At 41.7% G+C, this 17792-nt stretch carries 18 protein-coding genes; all 18 read right to left on the bottom strand.

Going from position 1 to position 17792, the window contains the following annotated elements:
* Positions 1 to 233: 233 nt before the first annotated feature.
* Positions 234 to 1103, bottom strand: a complete 870-nt coding sequence (gene dapA / locus MKY17_RS08625; RefSeq protein WP_098370980.1) for a 4-hydroxy-tetrahydrodipicolinate synthase — start codon at positions 1101 to 1103, stop codon at positions 234 to 236.
* 47 nt (positions 1104 to 1150) lie between these two features.
* The gene (gene dapG, locus MKY17_RS08620; protein WP_098370981.1) at positions 1151 to 2377 is read right to left on the bottom strand and encodes an aspartate kinase; all 1227 of its coding nucleotides are present in this window, start codon (positions 2375 to 2377) and stop codon (positions 1151 to 1153) included.
* A gap of 105 nt (positions 2378 to 2482) precedes the next feature.
* The gene (gene asd, locus MKY17_RS08615) at positions 2483 to 3538 is read right to left on the bottom strand and encodes an aspartate-semialdehyde dehydrogenase (protein ID WP_098370982.1); all 1056 of its coding nucleotides are present in this window, start codon (positions 3536 to 3538) and stop codon (positions 2483 to 2485) included.
* Between the two features lie 213 nt (positions 3539 to 3751).
* Positions 3752 to 4354 carry a dipicolinate synthase subunit B gene (locus tag MKY17_RS08610; protein ID WP_098370983.1) on the bottom strand — a complete coding sequence of 201 codons (603 nt, stop codon included), beginning with the start codon at positions 4352 to 4354 and terminating at the stop codon, positions 3752 to 3754.
* Positions 4351 to 5253: a dipicolinic acid synthetase subunit A gene (gene dpaA / locus MKY17_RS08605; protein WP_098370984.1), complete on the bottom strand. Its 903-nt coding sequence runs from the start codon at positions 5251 to 5253 to the stop codon at positions 4351 to 4353. Before dpaA ends, MKY17_RS08610 begins: the two co-directional genes overlap by 4 nt.
* Before the next feature lie 226 nt (positions 5254 to 5479).
* Positions 5480 to 5749, bottom strand: coding sequence for a YlmC/YmxH family sporulation protein (locus MKY17_RS08600; protein WP_076366447.1), 270 nt, complete (start codon positions 5747 to 5749; stop codon positions 5480 to 5482).
* Positions 5750 to 5911: 162 nt separating this feature from the next.
* Positions 5912 to 7138, bottom strand: coding sequence for a pitrilysin family protein (locus MKY17_RS08595; protein ID WP_098370985.1), 1227 nt, complete (start codon positions 7136 to 7138; stop codon positions 5912 to 5914).
* 46 nt (positions 7139 to 7184) lie between these two features.
* Complete coding sequence (locus tag MKY17_RS08590; RefSeq protein WP_076366451.1) at positions 7185 to 8144, bottom strand: polysaccharide deacetylase family protein; 960 nt, start codon at positions 8142 to 8144, stop codon at positions 7185 to 7187.
* Between the two features lie 157 nt (positions 8145 to 8301).
* Positions 8302 to 10419 (bottom strand): polyribonucleotide nucleotidyltransferase, encoded by a 2118-nt coding sequence (pnp, locus tag MKY17_RS08585; RefSeq protein ID WP_098370986.1) that lies wholly within the window; start codon positions 10417 to 10419, stop codon positions 8302 to 8304.
* 319 nt (positions 10420 to 10738) lie between these two features.
* Positions 10739 to 11008, bottom strand: a complete 270-nt coding sequence (gene rpsO, locus MKY17_RS08580) for a 30S ribosomal protein S15 (RefSeq protein ID WP_053345367.1) — start codon at positions 11006 to 11008, stop codon at positions 10739 to 10741.
* A 135-nt stretch (positions 11009 to 11143) separates the two neighbouring features.
* The gene (gene ribF, locus MKY17_RS08575; protein ID WP_098370987.1) at positions 11144 to 12094 is read right to left on the bottom strand and encodes a bifunctional riboflavin kinase/FAD synthetase; all 951 of its coding nucleotides are present in this window, start codon (positions 12092 to 12094) and stop codon (positions 11144 to 11146) included.
* A gap of 33 nt (positions 12095 to 12127) precedes the next feature.
* Positions 12128 to 13048, bottom strand: coding sequence for a tRNA pseudouridine(55) synthase TruB (gene truB, locus MKY17_RS08570; protein ID WP_098370988.1), 921 nt, complete (start codon positions 13046 to 13048; stop codon positions 12128 to 12130).
* 168 nt (positions 13049 to 13216) lie between these two features.
* Positions 13217 to 13585: a 30S ribosome-binding factor RbfA gene (gene rbfA / locus MKY17_RS08565; RefSeq protein WP_034313607.1), complete on the bottom strand. Its 369-nt coding sequence runs from the start codon at positions 13583 to 13585 to the stop codon at positions 13217 to 13219.
* A 17-nt stretch (positions 13586 to 13602) separates the two neighbouring features.
* Positions 13603 to 13884, bottom strand: a complete 282-nt coding sequence (locus MKY17_RS08560) for a DUF503 domain-containing protein (RefSeq protein WP_057913375.1) — start codon at positions 13882 to 13884, stop codon at positions 13603 to 13605.
* Positions 13881 to 16040 (bottom strand): translation initiation factor IF-2, encoded by a 2160-nt coding sequence (gene infB, locus MKY17_RS08555; protein ID WP_098370989.1) that lies wholly within the window; start codon positions 16038 to 16040, stop codon positions 13881 to 13883. The genes MKY17_RS08560 and infB overlap by 4 nt, the downstream gene beginning before the upstream one ends.
* 19 nt (positions 16041 to 16059) lie before the next feature.
* The gene (locus MKY17_RS08550) at positions 16060 to 16365 is read right to left on the bottom strand and encodes a YlxQ family RNA-binding protein (protein WP_061144653.1); all 306 of its coding nucleotides are present in this window, start codon (positions 16363 to 16365) and stop codon (positions 16060 to 16062) included.
* A gap of 4 nt (positions 16366 to 16369) precedes the next feature.
* Positions 16370 to 16645, bottom strand: coding sequence for a YlxR family protein (locus MKY17_RS08545; RefSeq protein WP_061462443.1), 276 nt, complete (start codon positions 16643 to 16645; stop codon positions 16370 to 16372).
* Positions 16646 to 16661: 16 nt separating this feature from the next.
* Positions 16662 to 17792, bottom strand: coding sequence for a transcription termination factor NusA (nusA, locus tag MKY17_RS08540; RefSeq protein WP_076366463.1), 1131 nt, complete (start codon positions 17790 to 17792; stop codon positions 16662 to 16664).

Below are 17792 nucleotides of genomic sequence, written 5' to 3'. Positions count from 1 at the left end.
TTATAACCGATGTTTAAAAAACATGACAACACTTACCATTTTCAGAGGGACTTTTTCATTTAATTCAAGAAAACAACCTATTATGTAAGAGATCCTTTGTACTTTTATCCAGTTTCGATTGATAATAAAACATTCAAATATTTTCATCCCGAAATCGGAAAGGATATCCCATTCATATACATCATTATGTAAAAACAAGCCAATCTTCAACGATCAGCTTGTTCCGTGTCTTTTTATTTATTTAATACCTTGGTTAATGCAAGGCGCTCCTGTTCAGTCAATGGCACGATTGGAAGTCTCACCGAGCCAACGTCAATTCCATTTAACTGAAGCGCTGTTTTGACAGGTGCAGGGCTTGGCGCTGCAAACAAACCTTTTATAAGCGGTAACAGTTCCTGATGCAGCCTGGCTGCCTCTTTCAAATTCCCACTGATGAAGGCCTCCACTATTTTCTGCAACTCATTACCAGCAATATGTGAAGCAACCGAAACTACACCCACACCACCAATCGCCAATACTGGAAGTGTTAAAGCGTCGTCCCCACTATATAACGCAAAATCTTCATCCGTGCCGGCTATGATTTGGGTCATAGCGTTTAAATCCCCGCTCGCTTCCTTAACGGCCACGATATTAGGAATTTTTGAAAGGCGGATGATCGTTTCCGGTTCAATGTTAATCGAAGCGCGCCCAGGAATATTATATACCATAACAGGGAGAGTCGTACTAGCTGCAATAGCCTTAAAATGCTGGTACAGACCTTCTTGATTCGTTTTACTATAATACGGGGCCACCAGCATTATCGCATCGGCGCCATTTTGTTCCGCTTTTTTTGTCAACTCGATGGAAGCATACGTATTGTTGCTTCCTGTACCCATGATGATGGGCACACGTTTTTCAACAACCTTAGAAACATGACGCAATAACGCAATTTTCTCCTCCGAAGATAAAGTCGGGGATTCCCCTGTCGTTCCCGAAAGCACAAGCGAATCGGTTCCATTCGTTAATAAGTAATTAACCAATGAAGTCGTCTTTTGAAAATCGACATTTCCCTTGCCATCGAAAGGGGTGACCATTGCGGTTGATACTCTACCAAATATCATCATCTAACACCTCTTTAATTTTTAAAACCTTTATTCATTAAAAAACCAGATCATTGGACTTCCCTTTCATGCAATTGAAATGCATAGTGCAGGGAATTAACAGCTTCTATTAAATCTTCCTCTTTTACGAGTACCCAAATTGTCGTATGGCTATCCGCTGACTGGAGAATGGCAATTTCCTTTTCGGAAAGCGCTGTGACAATCTTCGCTGCAACGCCTGGCACTCCATTTATACCTGCACCGACTACAGAAACCTTGGCACAATTTCTTTCAATGACCGGTTCATGACCAAGCTCGGCCAAAATCGAGAGGGCAAGTTCTGTCATCTCTTCCGAAACGGTATACACTACGCCGCTTGGATATATATTTATAAAGTCCACTGAAATAGAGGCATTGGCCATTGCTTTGAAAACTTCTGCCTGAAGATTATATTGATCTTTTTTCGCACGGACCTTGATTTGAGTGATCTTTGGTACATGGGCAATCCCGGTCACGAGCCTTTCACGTATGTCACTGCCCTGGCTTCCCTTGTTCATGCTTGTAACAAGGGTCCCCAATCCTTCGCTGTATGTTGACCTTATCCGAATCGGGACTTTCGCCTGCATCGCAATTTCAACAGCTCTCGGATGAATGACCTTCGCCCCTTGATATGCCATATTGCAAACTTCCGTGTATGAAACGATTGATAATGGACGAGCTTGATCGGCAATACGTGGATCTGCCGTCATGATTCCTTCCACATCCGTAAAAATATCGACCCGCTCAGCTTGCAATGCCGCACCTAATGCAGCGGCTGAAGTATCACTTCCACCACGGCCGATGGTCGTGATGTCCCCGTTTTTAGCCGCTCCCTGGAAGCCTGCTACAACGATTACATCCTTCACCTCAAGTTCTTTCATGAGACGGTCGCATTTCATTTCGGTAATTTTCGCACTTGAATAGTCGGTATTCGTCAAGAATCCCGCCTGAGCTCCAGTATAAGCGACCGCATCAATACCATGTTCCAAGAGCATGTTCGTAAATACGACAGATGATATAGTTTCTCCAACTGACATAAGTAAATCCTGTTCCCGTTTTGAAAGGCTGGCCTTCGCTCCATTTACTAGGGAAAGTAAGGTATCCGTTGCATAAGGATCGCCTTTTCTTCCCATTGCTGAAACCACAACCACCACTTTATAGCCTTCTTTAATCGCATTTTCAATATGCCCCTTGGCAAATGAACGGCTTTCCTCATCGCGAACGGATGTACCACCGTACTTCTGGACGATAATTTTCATAATATGCACCCCAAATATAAGCCAGCTTCCCAATCCGGGAAGCTGACAAAAACTCTCTATCCTATTGGAATTTAATTTTTTATCTAGTTCATTAAAAATAAATTATTACTTAACGGTAACCAAACCTAATTTTAAAAGGCTCTCAGCAATTTGAACGGAATTCCAAGCTGCTCCTTTTAATAGATTATCGGAAACCACCCATAAATGGAAGCCTTTATCTTCATCCAAATCTTTGCGAATCCGACCGACGAATACATCATTCTTTCCGACGGATGAAGCAGGCGTAGGGTAAACTTGTTGCTCAGGTTCATCTTCTAACACTATTCCAGGTGCCGTTTTCATTAAATCTTTGATTTGAGAAGCCGCTATGCCTTCTTTTTCAACTTCAATGTATACAGATTCCGAATGACCTGTTACAACAGGAAGCCTCACGCAAGTTGCAGCCACTGGAAGGTCTTGCATATGCATGATTTTCTTTGTTTCATTAATCATTTTCATCTCTTCGAATGTGTACCCGTTATCTTGGAATTTATCGATTTGGGGAATGACGTTAAATGCGATTTGATAATGCTTTTCGTCCCCTTTTACCGGTAAAATCTTCGGATCTATTTCTTTTTCATCAAGCAAGTCGCGAGCCTGTTCCTTTAATTCATTTATCGCTGCTGCACCTGCACCCGAGACTGCCTGATAGGTGGAAACGACAATTTTTGATAAGCCGTATGTCTTGCGGATAGGTTCTAATGCCACAACCATTTGGATAGTTGAACAATTCGGGTTTGCAATGATCCCATTATGCTGTTTCAAGTCTTCTTCATTTACTTCAGGAACGACTAGCGGCACATTTTCATCCATGCGGAATGCACTCGTATTATCCACTACTATCGCACCGCGTTTCACTGCTTCTGGAGCCAATTCCTTAGACACGCTTCCTCCAGCACTGAATAAAGCGATATCGATGCCTTCAAAGCTTTCAGGTTTTGCTTCCTGCACTTCGATTTCTTCGCCCTTAAATGTAAGTTTGATTCCAGCGGAACGAGCCGATGATAAAAAGATGATTTTCTTAATCGGTAAGTCCCTTTGTTCGAGTGTTGAAATCATTTGTTGTCCTACTGCTCCAGTTGCTCCCACAACTGCAATACGCAATCCCTGTGTCTCAGTCATTTATCCATACTCCTTTTCTATCTCTTAAATTAATTATTTATTGGATTTACTGCTTCTTGTTCAGAATATCATTTATTTTATCACATTAACATTCCAAAGGGTCGCACTTTAACAAAATATTCTGGTAGTGGAGTGGTTTTTCATAACTTCAACCTACAAATTTATGCATATATGTCAGTCGTTAGAATGCGGAAGGGAGGCAGAAATACTTGCTCAGACTAAATCATCCTTGAACCTTTCGACGATGACAGGTTGAATCTGTTCCCTTTCCAATGCAGCTATGATCGTATCCCTTATCATGCTCATCCTTGCAACCATGGAACTTGGTTTGCCTGTGGGATTATCCTGGCCATATGGAACGAAATATATATCTTTTGCAGCCATCAGCCTCATTAGATTGACACCATTTAACCCCAGTGCATCATTTGTTGATATCGCGACCACGACTGGACGGTGATTTCTCATCGTCGCTTTTGCAGCCATAAGTACTGGGGAATCGGTAAGAGCATTTGCCATCTTACTCATTGAGTTACCCGTTAAAGGAGCGATCACCATGCAATCAAGTGGCAATTTAGGTCCTAAAGGCTCTGCTTTGACGATTGTATCAACGACATGATTCCCCGTCAATTTTTCTATTCTTTCGACCCAATCCTCACCCTTTCCAAAACGGGTTTCCGTGTTTTGAACTGTCGATGTTACGATTGGAATGACTTCCGCCCCTTCATCTACAAGTTTTTCTATTTCCGGGAACACTTCATCATATGTGCAATGTGATCCTGTTAATCCGAAACCAATCCGTTTACCTTTGAGACTCATATCATTTTCCCCTTCCTTTTCGTGAACTCGCCTTGTATCAATAGTCCCAGTGCATTCGCTAATATCTGACCAGCTGTTTTCGGGGCAACTATACCCGGCAGGCTTGGTGCCAACAGCGCCTTAATTCCCCTTTTTTCAGCGTAACGAAAATCCGTTCCTCCCGGTTTTGAAGCAAGGTCGATGATTAATGTATGAACGGGCATTTTAGCTATAACTTGTGCGGTAATTATCGGAAAAGGAATCGTATTGATACATATATCCACATTTTTCATTTCAGCAGCAAGATCATTTAAATGAAAAGGGGCTAATGCCATTTCACTGATCCTCGCAATATCCTCGCTTTTTCTTGCCCCCACCTTCACTTTTGCTCCCAGTGCATGGAATGACCGGGCTACACTCATACCGACCCTTCCCAGTCCAAGAACGGCTACATTCGATCCATGGATCGTAAAATCCGTATGTTGAATGGCCATCATGATTGCACCCTCAACAGTGGGAATCGAATTATAAATAGCCACATCATCACGTTCGAACAATAGTACGAGTTTGCGATCCACTCTCTTGAATATCTCATCGAGGTAATCGTTACTGATTCCTGCATAAAAAGTGCAATGTGCCGGGGTCTTTTTTATCATTTCTTCAGTTAAAACAACCTCTTCACTGGAAAAAATCGTTTCTACTTTCCCATCTGAATCCGTGCCCCTGACAGGTAAAATAACTGAGTCTAGTTCCTTGAAATTTATATCTTCCATTTTTTCCTTAACCGCTCCGGTAAAAGCATGGTCAAGCTGTTCAAAACCTACCAATAATAGCTTTGCATCAAGCTCCGTCAGTTTACGGACAACTTCAAGCTGACGCGCATCTCCACCAATTACAGCGATTTGCATGCCTGTGAGCATTAAAACCGTCACCTTCTTTATATAAAAGATCCTAAACATTCCTTGCCCCGTGATACAATCCCTTCAGGAAGCAATTCGGTTTTTGCTACATTCTCTAGTTACCCTGCCATCTTATGTTTTTAGTTAAAAAACGGTGATAAGAAATCAAAAAACGCCTTAGCTATTGCCAGCTAAGGCGTTTTCGGGATTGCATTTCGAGAAATTCCAAGGAGTAGGCGCGAGCGCATTATCCGTCCATTTGCTCTCCGTCTTTTAGTGAAAGTCCTTCTTGAAAATCAATGATGACCATATCCGCACCGATTTTTTTTATGTGATCCCATGGCACTCTTATTTCACTGCCATTCCTTAAAAGGCCGAACCATTTAACAGATGGGATGATCAACGAGGTAATTTGTCCAGTTTCATCTATTTCCAAATCCGTCTGACCAAGGATTCCTAATCTTTCCGCCCTATTCACATCGACTATTTCCTTACCGCTCAGTTCGCTTAACCTCAAATTTGGTTCCCCCTTTTTCGCCTTCTATTCAATCTATATCCGAAAAAGGTAAACTTAGAAGGCATTTATCCAAATATTGTCCAAAAAACTGGACCCTCCCACATTCAAAGAAAAAAAGCCTGACCTCCCTTTAATAAAAGGAAGGTTCAGACTTAGTCGTTATTATTTGTCCCAGTTTTCCAGCGGGCTCACTAATGACAAGGAATGTTTCGTAAAGATCTGATTTGCCAATTCATTGACGGTATCCTCTGTCACTTCGTCAATCTTGATGATTATATCATCAAGGGAACGGTGCTCACCCAACATTAGCTCATTTTTTCCGTTCCGGCTCATGCGGCTATTCGTGCTTTCAAGGCTGAGCATCAAACTTCCTTTAAGTTGTTCTTTACTATTCCGTAATTCTTTTTCCGTAATGCCATCCCTTTTTAAAGTATCCAATGTTTCCTGAATGGTTTCATACAGGCTGTCAAGCTGGTTTGTGCCTGTCCCCCCATATACTGTCACCATACCGCTATCTTGATAGCTGGAATGATAGGAATAAACGGAATAGGCAAGGCCGCGTTGCTCCCTGACGTCCTGGAATAGGCGGCTACTCATGCTCCCTCCAAGAATATTATTTAAGGTAATCAGGCTGTATGTTTTATCATTGCCGATTTCCAACCCCTTGTAACCAAGGCATAAGTGGGCTTGTTCCGTATCTTTTTTACGGGTGATCCTATTTTCATGGAAGGAAGGTTTGACCAATTCAAGACGGTCTTCCGATCCTTGATACGAGCCAAAATAGTTTTCGACTTCCTGAATCAATTTTTCATCCACATTCCCAGCAATGGACACTACTACTTTATCGGGTGTATACATGTCATGGACGTATTTTTTTAATGTATCACTATTGAAGGTTTCAAGCGTATTTTCCGTCCCAAGTATAGGATAGCCAAGGGGGTGGTTTTCATATACCGCCTTGCTTAAGAGGTCATGGACAATGTCATCGGGTGTGTCTTCGTACATTTTGATTTCTTCGTAGACGACATTTTTTTCTTTTTTCAATTCTTCCCCATCAAATGTTGAGTTGAAGAACATATCAGCAAGGATTTCCAGCGCATAGCTTGCATGGTTATCCATTACTTTAGCATAGTAGCATGTATATTCTTTTGAAGTGAATGCATTCACCTGTCCGCCAATACTATCGAACGACTCGGCAATTTCACGCGCATTTCTCGTGGTTGTCCCTTTGAAGAACATATGCTCCAGGAAATGTGAAACCCCATTCAATTCTGGTGTTTCATTTCTTGAACCTGTTTTGATCCATACTCCTATTGCTGCTGAGCGTACAGTTGGAATATTTTCCAATACAATTCTAACTCCATTTTGACACGTGTATTTCTTAATCAACTAACATTCCTCCCAATCATTCTATGCTGCTATCGTTACCAATGTTTTATGGATTCGATCGCTCTTCATCTACTGCTTCCGAAACGGTAACAACATCTAAATCTTTCTTTTTTATTTCAATTATTAACGTCTCCAATGATTTTGCAGTAGATTCCGTCGGATGCATCAATATAAATGCTCCAGGGTGTATCTTAGAAAGCACTCTTTGTTGAAGGACTTCAGGGCTTGGCTTTTGCCAGTCGATCGTATCCACACTCCACATGGCGGTCTCCATACCGAAAGAATCCGCGATTTTCACCGTTTCATCCCGGTAGCTTCCACTTGGTGGTGCGAACCATTTCATTTTCAAACCTGTCACCGCTTCAATGACTTCATTCGTTTTTCGAATTTCCTCACGTGTAGCTTGTGCGGATATGTTTTTCATATCGGGATGTGAATAAGAATGATTTCCAATTTCATGCCCGCCACCCTTAATCATCTTGGCCAAATCAGGATTTTTCTTGGTCCAATTCCCTTCAAGGAAAAAAGTGGCCTTGACATTATTCTTTTTTAACACGGCCAACATATCTTGTAAGTACTCATTCCCCCATGCCACATTGATTAAAAATGAAACAACTGGCTTTTCGGGGTGGGCCCGGTAAATCGGAGCCGGATCCAGATCCTCCATATGAATCTTTGCAGGGACCTGCTGAAATACCAGCTTATCCTTATCGAACACGCCCTCCTTCTTCATGGCTTTATACGATTCATCAATATTTACCTTCAGGCCGTTATATGCAGGAACGGTTTTCCAAACAGAATCTATTCGTGCATCCTGTGGTGCAATCTCATATTTTTTTGTTGATTCTTTTATTTGTAAAAGAAGCTCGTCTTCTTGCTTCATTGAAGCAACTGAATCATTGGTTAATTGGGTCAAATAAACTTGTGTATATGGATTTTGCACTAATAACCATGATATACCTGCAATGGCACTTATCGCAACTATCTGCTTCCATTTATTATTCATTTTTTACGCCCCCTTCATACCAAAATGTATGAAGAAAACGGACAAGGTAGAACAAGACCTGCTTATAACGCCATTCGCAATATGGTTATTCCAATACTTTCAAACAAAAAAAGCATGCAGATTCACAAGGAATCGCATGCCGGATTTTCATTTTCAATTACGATTGAGAAGGGTTGGCTGCCTCTTTTTGCTCTTTCAAGACCGCTTTACGGGAAAGGTTTACCCTTCCTTGCTTATCGATCTCAGTAACTTTGACCAATAATTCATCGCCAAGTGAAACGACATCTTCCACTTTTCCGACCCTTTCTTCAGCCAGTTCAGAAATATGTACCAAACCGTCTTTACCATTGAAGATTTCAACGAAGGCACCGAACTTTTCGATACGTTTAACTTTACCTAAGTATAGTTCGCCCACTACGACTTCACGTACGATATCCTCAATGATTTTCTTCGCTTTTTGAATCATTGGTTCATCAGTAGAAGAAATGAATACCGTTCCATCCTGTTCGATGTCGATTTTCACGCCAGTTTCTTCAATGATTTTGTTGATATGTTTTCCGCTCGGTCCAATTACATCACGAATCTTATCCGGATTTATGGACATTGTAACGATTTTTGGAGCATATTTGGATAACTGTTCACGCGGTTGATTGATTGTTGACATCATTGATTCCAAAATATGCATCCGGCCATGTTTGGCTTGTAGTAAAGCTTCTTCAAGAATCTCTCTTGAAAGACCTTCAATCTTAATATCCATTTGTAGGGCAGTAACACCTTTTGAAGTCCCTGCGACTTTAAAGTCCATGTCTCCCAGATGATCTTCCATACCTTGAATATCCGTTAAGATTGTATAGTGCTCACCTGTTTTGACAAGACCCATAGCAATACCAGCAACTGGAGCTTTCAATGGAACACCGGCATCCATCATTGCCAAAGTGCTTGCACAGATACTTGCTTGTGATGTTGAACCGTTTGATTCAAGGACTTCAGAAACAAGTCTGATTGTATATGGGAAGTCTTTATCGTTTGGAATGACAGGATCCAATGCTCTTTCACCAAGTGCACCATGACCGATTTCACGGCGTCCTGCCCCACGGATAGGGCCAGTTTCACCAACACTGAAATGCGGGAAATTATAGTGGTGCATAAAACGTTTTGACTCTTCGGTACCAAGTCCGTCCAGAATCTGCACATCACCAAGTGCACCTAATGTACAGATGGATAGCGCTTGGGTTTGTCCGCGTGTGAACAATCCGGAACCATGAGTACGGGGCAGAATGGTAACTTCTGATGATAATGGTCTGATTTCGTCAGGATTACGGCCATCCGGACGCACTTTTTCTTCCGTGATTAAACGGCGGACTTCGGATTTGACCAATTTATTCAGGATTTCTTTGATTTGCTTTAATTTTTCTTCATCAGTTTCTTCTTCATAATGAACCAACACACGATCTTTTACTGCTTTGATGGCGTCTTCACGAGCATGTTTTTCCTGAACTTGTACAGCTTTGTTCAAGTCTGCTTCACATAGGCCCTTCACTTCTGCTTCCAGTTCAGCATCCACTTGATATAAAGTGATCTGCATTTTTTCCTTGCCGATTTCAGCAACGATTTTCTCTTGGAATGCAATGATCTTCTTGATTTCATCATGTCCAAACATGATTGCCTCAAGCATGGTTTCCTCTGGTACTTCATTTGCTCCGGCTTCAACCATGTTGATAGCATCTTTAGTGCCGGCAACCGTCAGATTGATGTCACTTTTGGCTAGTTGGTCAACAGTAGGATTAATAATGAATTCATTATTGATTCTCCCCACTACAACTCCAGCAATTGGACCTTCGAACGGAATATCGGAAACTGAAAGTGCAAGGGAAGAACCTAGCATGGCTGCCATTTCCGTAGAACAATCTTGATCGACACTCATGACCATGCTGATGATCTGAACATCGTTCCTGAAGCCATCTGCGAAAAGCGGACGGATAGGACGATCGATTAAACGGCTTGCAAGAATTGCCCTTTCACTTGGTCGTCCTTCACGTTTGATGAAGCCTCCCGGAATTTTACCGACTGCATAAAGTCTTTCTTCATAGTTCACTGTCAAAGGGAAGAAGTCGACATTTCTAGGTTCCTTTGAAGCTGTCGCAGTACTTAATACAGCAGTTTCTCCATAACGGACTAAAACTGCCCCGTTCGCTTGTTTGGCTAATTGCCCTATCTCTACCGTTACATTACGGCCGGCCCAGTCAAATGAATACGTATGTTTTTCCTGTCCCATTTATTAAACCCCTCTCTGAATCTTCACTTAGAGGCTTAGTTTACCTAAACCTGTATTGGATTAAATCATTTATATGTGAAAGTAACTGAACTCGAGTTAAAACCAAACTATTCCTATTATGCACGAAAAAAACAAGCATTAACAGCAAAATGAATAAAAATTTCATTCATTTGATTATGTATATCCTGATCATTTATAAATGGAAAAGGACCCGGCTCCTGCCGAGTCCCAAGGACGAAGGCCCAGCCTTAAGTAGAACACGTCCAAATCATTTGATTAACATCAAAAAAGCGGGAAATTTCCCGCCTTCCTGAAAAAATTATCTACGTAGACCTAATTTGTTAATTAGTGTACGGTAACGAGTAACGTCTTTGTTACGTAGGTAAGTTAAAAGATTACGACGTTTACCTACCATTTTTAGAAGACCGCGACGTGAATGGTGGTCTTTTTTGTGTGTGCGTAAGTGACCGTTCAAGTTGTTGATTTCTTCTGTTAATACTGCGATTTGAACTTCTGGAGATCCAGTGTCAGTATCGTGAGTTCTGAACTCAGCGATAAGTTCGTTTTTGCGTACTTGTGTAATTGCCATGTTATTATTCCTCCTAAAATTCTGTAAAATCACCTATTACCGAGCCAGCGTCGGAGTCTCGACTAGCCAAGCAATGGTTATTTTCATACATACAATAGAATACATGTTTTTCATTAAAATTGCAAGTCTTGTCTTTTATGCTTCAAGCTTTGCAAAATAGGCTATTGCATTTTGCTTATCTGTTTCGATCTGAGCGACTAATGCTTCAAGTCCGGAAAATTTTTGTTCACTCCGAAGTCTTGTGTGCCACTCCACCGATACCTGGTTGCCATAAATATCTCCCGAGAACTCCAATGCATGAACCTCTACAGTGGGATACTTAGGTTTTTCTTCGTGGAACGTAGGTTTGTAGCCGACATTGCAAACTCCATTATACCATTTACCGCTTATTTTGATCCTGACGGCATATACGCCTGCAGCAGGGAAGATATAATCGTCACTTACTTCAATATTAGCGGTGGGGAAACCCAGCTTCCTGCCCCGCTTTTCACCATGAACGACATGACCTTTCGTTAAATAGCGGCGGCCAGCCAAATGATAAAAGTCGGAAAAGTTGCCATTACCGAGAGTTTCCCTGATTCTCGTCGAGCTGACCTTTTCATCTTCGAGTGTCTGTTTTTCAACGACTGTCTGCGAAAACCTTCCCTGTGCATAAACAGGCAAATCTTCCATCGATCCTTGACCATAGCGACCGTATGAATAATCAAAGCCTGCAACTACGTGACGGACATTCAGCCCGGCAATGTATTCGTCAACGAACCGTTCCGGCAGTACGGAAGCAAATTCCTTGCTGAAATGGACAATGAATAAATAATCGATCTCCATCGACTCTATGATATCCACCTTATCTTCAAGTGGAGTGATATAGCGGATATTTTCCGTTTTCCTACCCAGTACTGCAGAAGGATGCGGGTCAAATGTCATGACTGCTGACTTAAGATTCATTTCATCGGCTTTTTTCTTGGCGGTTTGAATAACAATCTGATGACCTTTATGTATACCATCAAAAAATCCAAGCGCCATTACAAGCTCGGGAAAATCATCCGAATTAAATTGATGAGGATGCTCTATTGCGATCACTTTCACCTTTCAATCTCCTCTTTCCGGCGGTAAAACGGTCTATAATTCTTGTGCCAATACTTTTACAGGTTTAATTAATCCCACTTTTGTCGGATGTATTTGATAAATGGCAATGGCCCTATCAGCTGGATCGACCATCACAAAAGGCTTCCCTTTTTCAACATCAACATCCTTTGTTTGTTCCAATACCGCACCGTTAAGTACTTTCTTTGCTACTTTATCACTAATCTGAAATTTGGGCAAATGAAATAATCCCCGCTCCAAAGGCAACAGAAATTCATCCGTTTGTCCACTTTCCATGAACTCTTCCACTTCAGCAAATGTGAAACAGTCCTCCTGCTTAAAACCTGCTGATTCAATACGCGTCAAGTCTGACATATGGGCAGGAAAACCCAGTTCTTCACCCATCATGACTGCAAGCGTTCGAATATACGTTCCCTTGCTGCATTTGACGCGAAAACGAAAAGAAATGGTTTCCCCTTTAAATTCAGAACGATCATCGAGAAGGGTTATTTCATAGATGGTGACCTCCCTTGTAGGCCTCTCCACTTCTATCCCTGCACGGGCATATTCATATAACTTCTTCCCGTTTACTTTTACCGCTGAAAACATCGGCGGCGTCTGTTCAATTTTTCCAGTCAATGATTCCAGCACTTCAAGAATCCGTTTACGCTGAATCACTTGATCAATCTTTTTCTCTTCCACTTTTTCACCGCTTGCGTCTTCAGTTGTCGTTGAAAAACCAAGGGTCACTTCCCCTTCATACGCTTTACCGGCTTCTGTCAAATATTCGGCTATCTTAGTTGCCCTGCCGATACAAATAGGCAAAACCCCTGTTACATCAGGATCTAAAGTACCTGTGTGTCCAACCTTTTTTGTCTTTAAAATCTTTCTTAATTTAAAAACACAATCATGGGATGTCAATCCCTTGGGTTTCCATAATGGAAGAATACCGTTCACGCTTTCACCTCATCATTTATAAAACACCCTAAACTACTATCATAAAGCAAAATGAATTCCAATTCCGAAAGGTGTTTTTCCTTTTTTACATATTCAGTTTTCAAAAAAAAGAGACCGACTTCAAGAAGTGCAAAGCACTTATTGAGTCGGCCTCCTTTTACTGCTTGCTTATTCCTCGTCTTTTTCAGCCGGTTTATCCTCTGAATTGATTTGGGAAATCAACGACTCGATACGATTACCATAATCGACCGATTCATCAAATTCAAAAAACAGCTCAGGGGTTTTGCGCAGGCGGATTCTCTGCCCAATTTCTGAACGCATGAATCCTTTCGCCTTAGCTAGACCTTGAAGGGTTTTCTCCCTTTGTTCCTGGTCACCCAAAACGGAAATATAAACTGTTGCCTGTTGTAAATCGCCTGTAACCGCGACATCCGTGACTGTTACAAATCCGATTCTTGGATCTTTAATTTTTCGGCCGATAATTTCACTCAGCTCTTTTTTCATTTGTTCGCCAACACGATTTGAACGAAGGCTCATAATATCACCTCGATAGCCTAAAGCCAGTCTATATCTGTTATTGTTCGCTCTAGTTCCGGAAAAGAATCTAGAAATTTAAGGGCATTTTGAAGTTCCCGTTCAGTAGCCTTCCTAGAGGATGTTACGGTTACGATAGTAATCTTTGTCCGCTGCCATAAATCCTGAAAATCGGTCTCTGCTACAGAAATATTGAACTTCTGCTTAAGCCGTGTCATTACACGCTGAAGCACTGCCCTTTTTTCTTTCAAAGAATGGGTGTCATGGATGATGCATTCACATTGGACAGAGCCAACGATCATTTACGTTCGATCTCTTCCATTACATACGCTTCAATTACATCGCCTTCTTTAAGGTCGTTGTAATTTTTAATCGTAATACCGCACTCATAGTTCGTTGCCACTTCTTTTACATCATCTTTAAAACGTTTCAATGCATCAATTTCACCTTCGTAAATGACCACACCTTGACGAATTAAGCGAATTCCGCTATCACGAGTAATTTTTCCTTCTGTAACGTAAGAACCGGCAATCGTACCTACTTTGGATACTTTGAAAGTCGTACGAACTTCAGCCTGACCGATAATTTTTTCTTCGAATTCAGGGTCAAGCATCCCTTTCATAGCCGACTCGATCTCTTCAATCGCTTTATAGATGATGCGGTGAAGACGGACATCAACATTTTCTGATTCAGCTGCACGCTTCGCATTCACATCAGGACGGACGTTGAATCCGATGACGATTGCATTCGAAGCTGTAGCAAGGATGATGTCAGACTCTGTAATAGCACCGACGCCAATGTGTATGATTTTTACTTTAGCGCCTTCCACTTCTATTTTATTCAGGGAAGCGGCTACTGCTTCCGCAGAACCTTGAACATCAGCTTTTAGAATGATGTTCAATTCTTTGATTTCCCCTTCTTTCATTTGCTCGAATAATGTATCTAGGGTTACACGGGATTTCTCATTACGTTGTGAAGCAAGTTGTCTCTGTGCACGCACTTCCCCAACTTGACGGGCCGTTTTCTCATCTTCAAAGACGATGAAACGATCGCCGGCCTGTGGCACTTCGTTCAATCCAGTGATTTCAACCGGTGTTGAAGGACCTGCATCCTTAACACGGCGTCCAAGATCGTTGACCATAGCACGAACACGTCCGAATGTATTACCGATAACAATCGGATCACCGATTTTCAAAGTTCCGTTTTGAACAAGCAAAGTGGCAACCGATCCGCGCCCTTTATCCAAACGTGCTTCGATAACCGTTCCATTTGCTTTACGAGATGGATTCGCTTTATACTCCTCCACTTCACTGACAAGAAGAATCATTTCAAGCAAGCTATCGATACCCTCACCGTTTTTAGCTGAAATTGGTACGAAAATTGTGTCTCCGCCCCATGCTTCAGAAACTAAACCATGTTCTGTCAATTCTTGCATGACACGGTCCGGATTGGCAGCCTCTTTATCCATCTTATTGACAGCGACGATAATTGGAACTTCTGCCGCTTTGGCATGGTTGATCGCTTCAATCGTTTGAGGCATAACGCCATCATCCGCAGCGACGACAAGAATGGTGATATCGGTAACTTGTGCACCGCGGGCACGCATTGTTGTAAACGCAGCATGACCTGGTGTATCTAAGAAAGTTATTTTCTTATCGTTAACTTTAACTTGATAAGCACCGATATGCTGAGTGATTCCGCCAGCTTCGCCTTCAGTAACTTTTGTATGGCGTATAGAATCAAGCAATGTCGTTTTACCATGGTCAACGTGTCCCATGATCGTCACGACAGCCGGACGTTCAATCAAATCTTCAGAAGCGTCCTCAGTGACAAGTGATTCAAGGTCTGTTAAGTCGACACGAATCTCTTCTTCTGCCACTACACCGTATTCCGCACAAATCAATTCAATTGCATCTTTATCCAAAGTTTGGTTGATTGTTGCCATAACACCAAGCATAAAGAGCTTTTTAATGATTTCAGAAGGTTCACGGTGAAGTTTTTTTCCAAGTTCCATAACCGTCAAAGACTCATAAAACGTAATTTTCTCTGGAAGTTCTCTTTCTTTACGTTTAGTAACAGGTGCCTGAGGCGCTTGTTGTCTTTGTTTATTATTTTTATTCTTGTTATTTCGACCCTTGTTGAACTGACCACCTGTTGGTTTTTTCGTCCCTACAGGTTTAACTGGTGGTTTCTTCTTCAGTTTTTCTTTATTGACTGTGCTCTTTTCATCCGCTTCAGCTTCGTACTTCGCGACCGTAGCGTTAGCTTTTGGTTCAGCAGCTTGGCTTTTATCTTCGTTTTTAGGTTTGATTGAATCGTTTAATTTATTTACAGTTGAATCGTCTAATGCTGTCATATGGTTTGTTACCTCTATATTCATTTCTTTAAGTTTATTTATTACATCCTTGCTTGAAACGTTCTTTTGTTTTGCATATTCATATACACGCAATTTTGTCATACGTTCACCCCCGTAAAATTTAATCGAGCAGCGTTCGGAGTTTTTGTGCAAAACCTTCATCCAGAACTGCGACGGCAACTCTAGCATCCTTACCTATCGCATGGCCGAGCATTGACCTGCTTTCGACTCTTTTTAAAGGAACCTGATAAAATGCGCACTTATCAGATATTTTTTTTTCAGTGTTTTTTGAAGCGTCCGCGGATAAAATAACAACTTTGGCATTACCGCTTCTAATCTCTTTAACCACTAATTCTTCACCCGAAATTAGCTTGCGTGCTCGATTGGCCAAACCTAATAGAGACATCCATTGTTGTTGTTGGGTCATGTTGTTAGTTTTTCTCCTTATTCACTAATTCAAGCAATTGTTCATAAAGGGAAGAGTCGATTTGGGTACTAAGGTGATTAGCCAGCACATTTTTCTTTTTGGCCAGCTCGATAACATCCCGATCAAGAGTCAAATAAGCTCCCCTTCCCGATTTTTTTCCGGTCGGATCAAGGCTGACTTCCCCTTCTTTAGATCGTACGATGCGAATGAGTTCTTTCTTCGGCTTCATTTCGCCTGTTGCCACACATTTACGCATCGGGATTTTTTTTCGGCTATTCATCTTTTTTCACCTCGAATTACTCGTTATCCTCTTCGAAATCTGTTTCCTCTTCAGTAACATAACTATCTCTGCTCAAAAGGAATTCCTGTTCTTCCACAGGATAAATACCAGCTTCGCGGGCTTCCGTTTCACTCTTGATATCAATTTTCCAGCCTGTAAGCTTGGCAGCTAAACGGGCATTTTGTCCACGCTTACCAATTGCCAGGGAAAGTTGATAATCCGGAACGATTACAGTCGTCGCCTTTTCCTCTTCTTTAACAATAACTTCAAGTACTTTTGAAGGGCTTAAAGCATTCGCAACGAAAATGACCGGATTCTCCGACCATTTAACGATATCGATTTTTTCACCTTTCAATTCATTGACGATGGCCTGAACACGCTGTCCTTTTTGGCCTACACAAGAACCGACAGGATCGACTTCTTCGTTATCGGAGTGCACGGAGATTTTTGAACGGTCGCCTGCTTCGCGGGCAACTGACTTAATTTCTACTGTTCCATCAAAAATTTCAGGCACTTCGATTTCGAATAAACGTTTTAAAAGGCCAGGGTGTGAACGGGATACAAAAATTTGCGGACCTTTGGAAGTCTTTTCAACTTTAGTGATGAAAACTTTAATGCGGTCATGAGGTTTATACTGTTCATTCGGCATTTGCTCATTCACCGGGAGCAAAGCTTCGATTTTACCCAGGCTCACATAAATGAATCGGGAATCCTGGCGTTGAACGATACCAGTCATGATATCCTCTTCACGATCGATGAATTCGGCATAAATGATGCCCCGTTCAGCTTCACGCACTCTTTGAGTGACGACTTGTTTTGCTGTTTGTGCAGCAATACGGCCGAAATCCTTAGGTGTTACTTCCATTTCGACAATATCCTCTAACTGATAGTTGGGATCAATTGCTCTTGCTTCTTCAACAGAAATTTCCAGACGTGAATCGAACACTTCGTCAACAACGTCTTTTCTGGCAAATACACGCATAGTTCCTTTACCAAGATTCAAGTCGATACGTACATTTTGTGCTTGGTTAAAGTTACGGCGATATGCCGATATAAGGGCAGATTCAATCGCGTCGATCAAAACCTCCCTGGAAATTCCTTTTTCGTTTTCTAAAATATAGAGAGCATCCAATAACTCATTGCCCAT

It is taken from the genome of Peribacillus sp. FSL P2-0133 (assembly GCF_037975445.1).
Lineage (GTDB): Bacteria > Bacillota > Bacilli > Bacillales > DSM-1321 > Peribacillus > Peribacillus simplex_E.
Note: the sequence above shows the minus strand (reverse complement) of the source record. Positions and strands in the feature narration are given on the sequence as shown.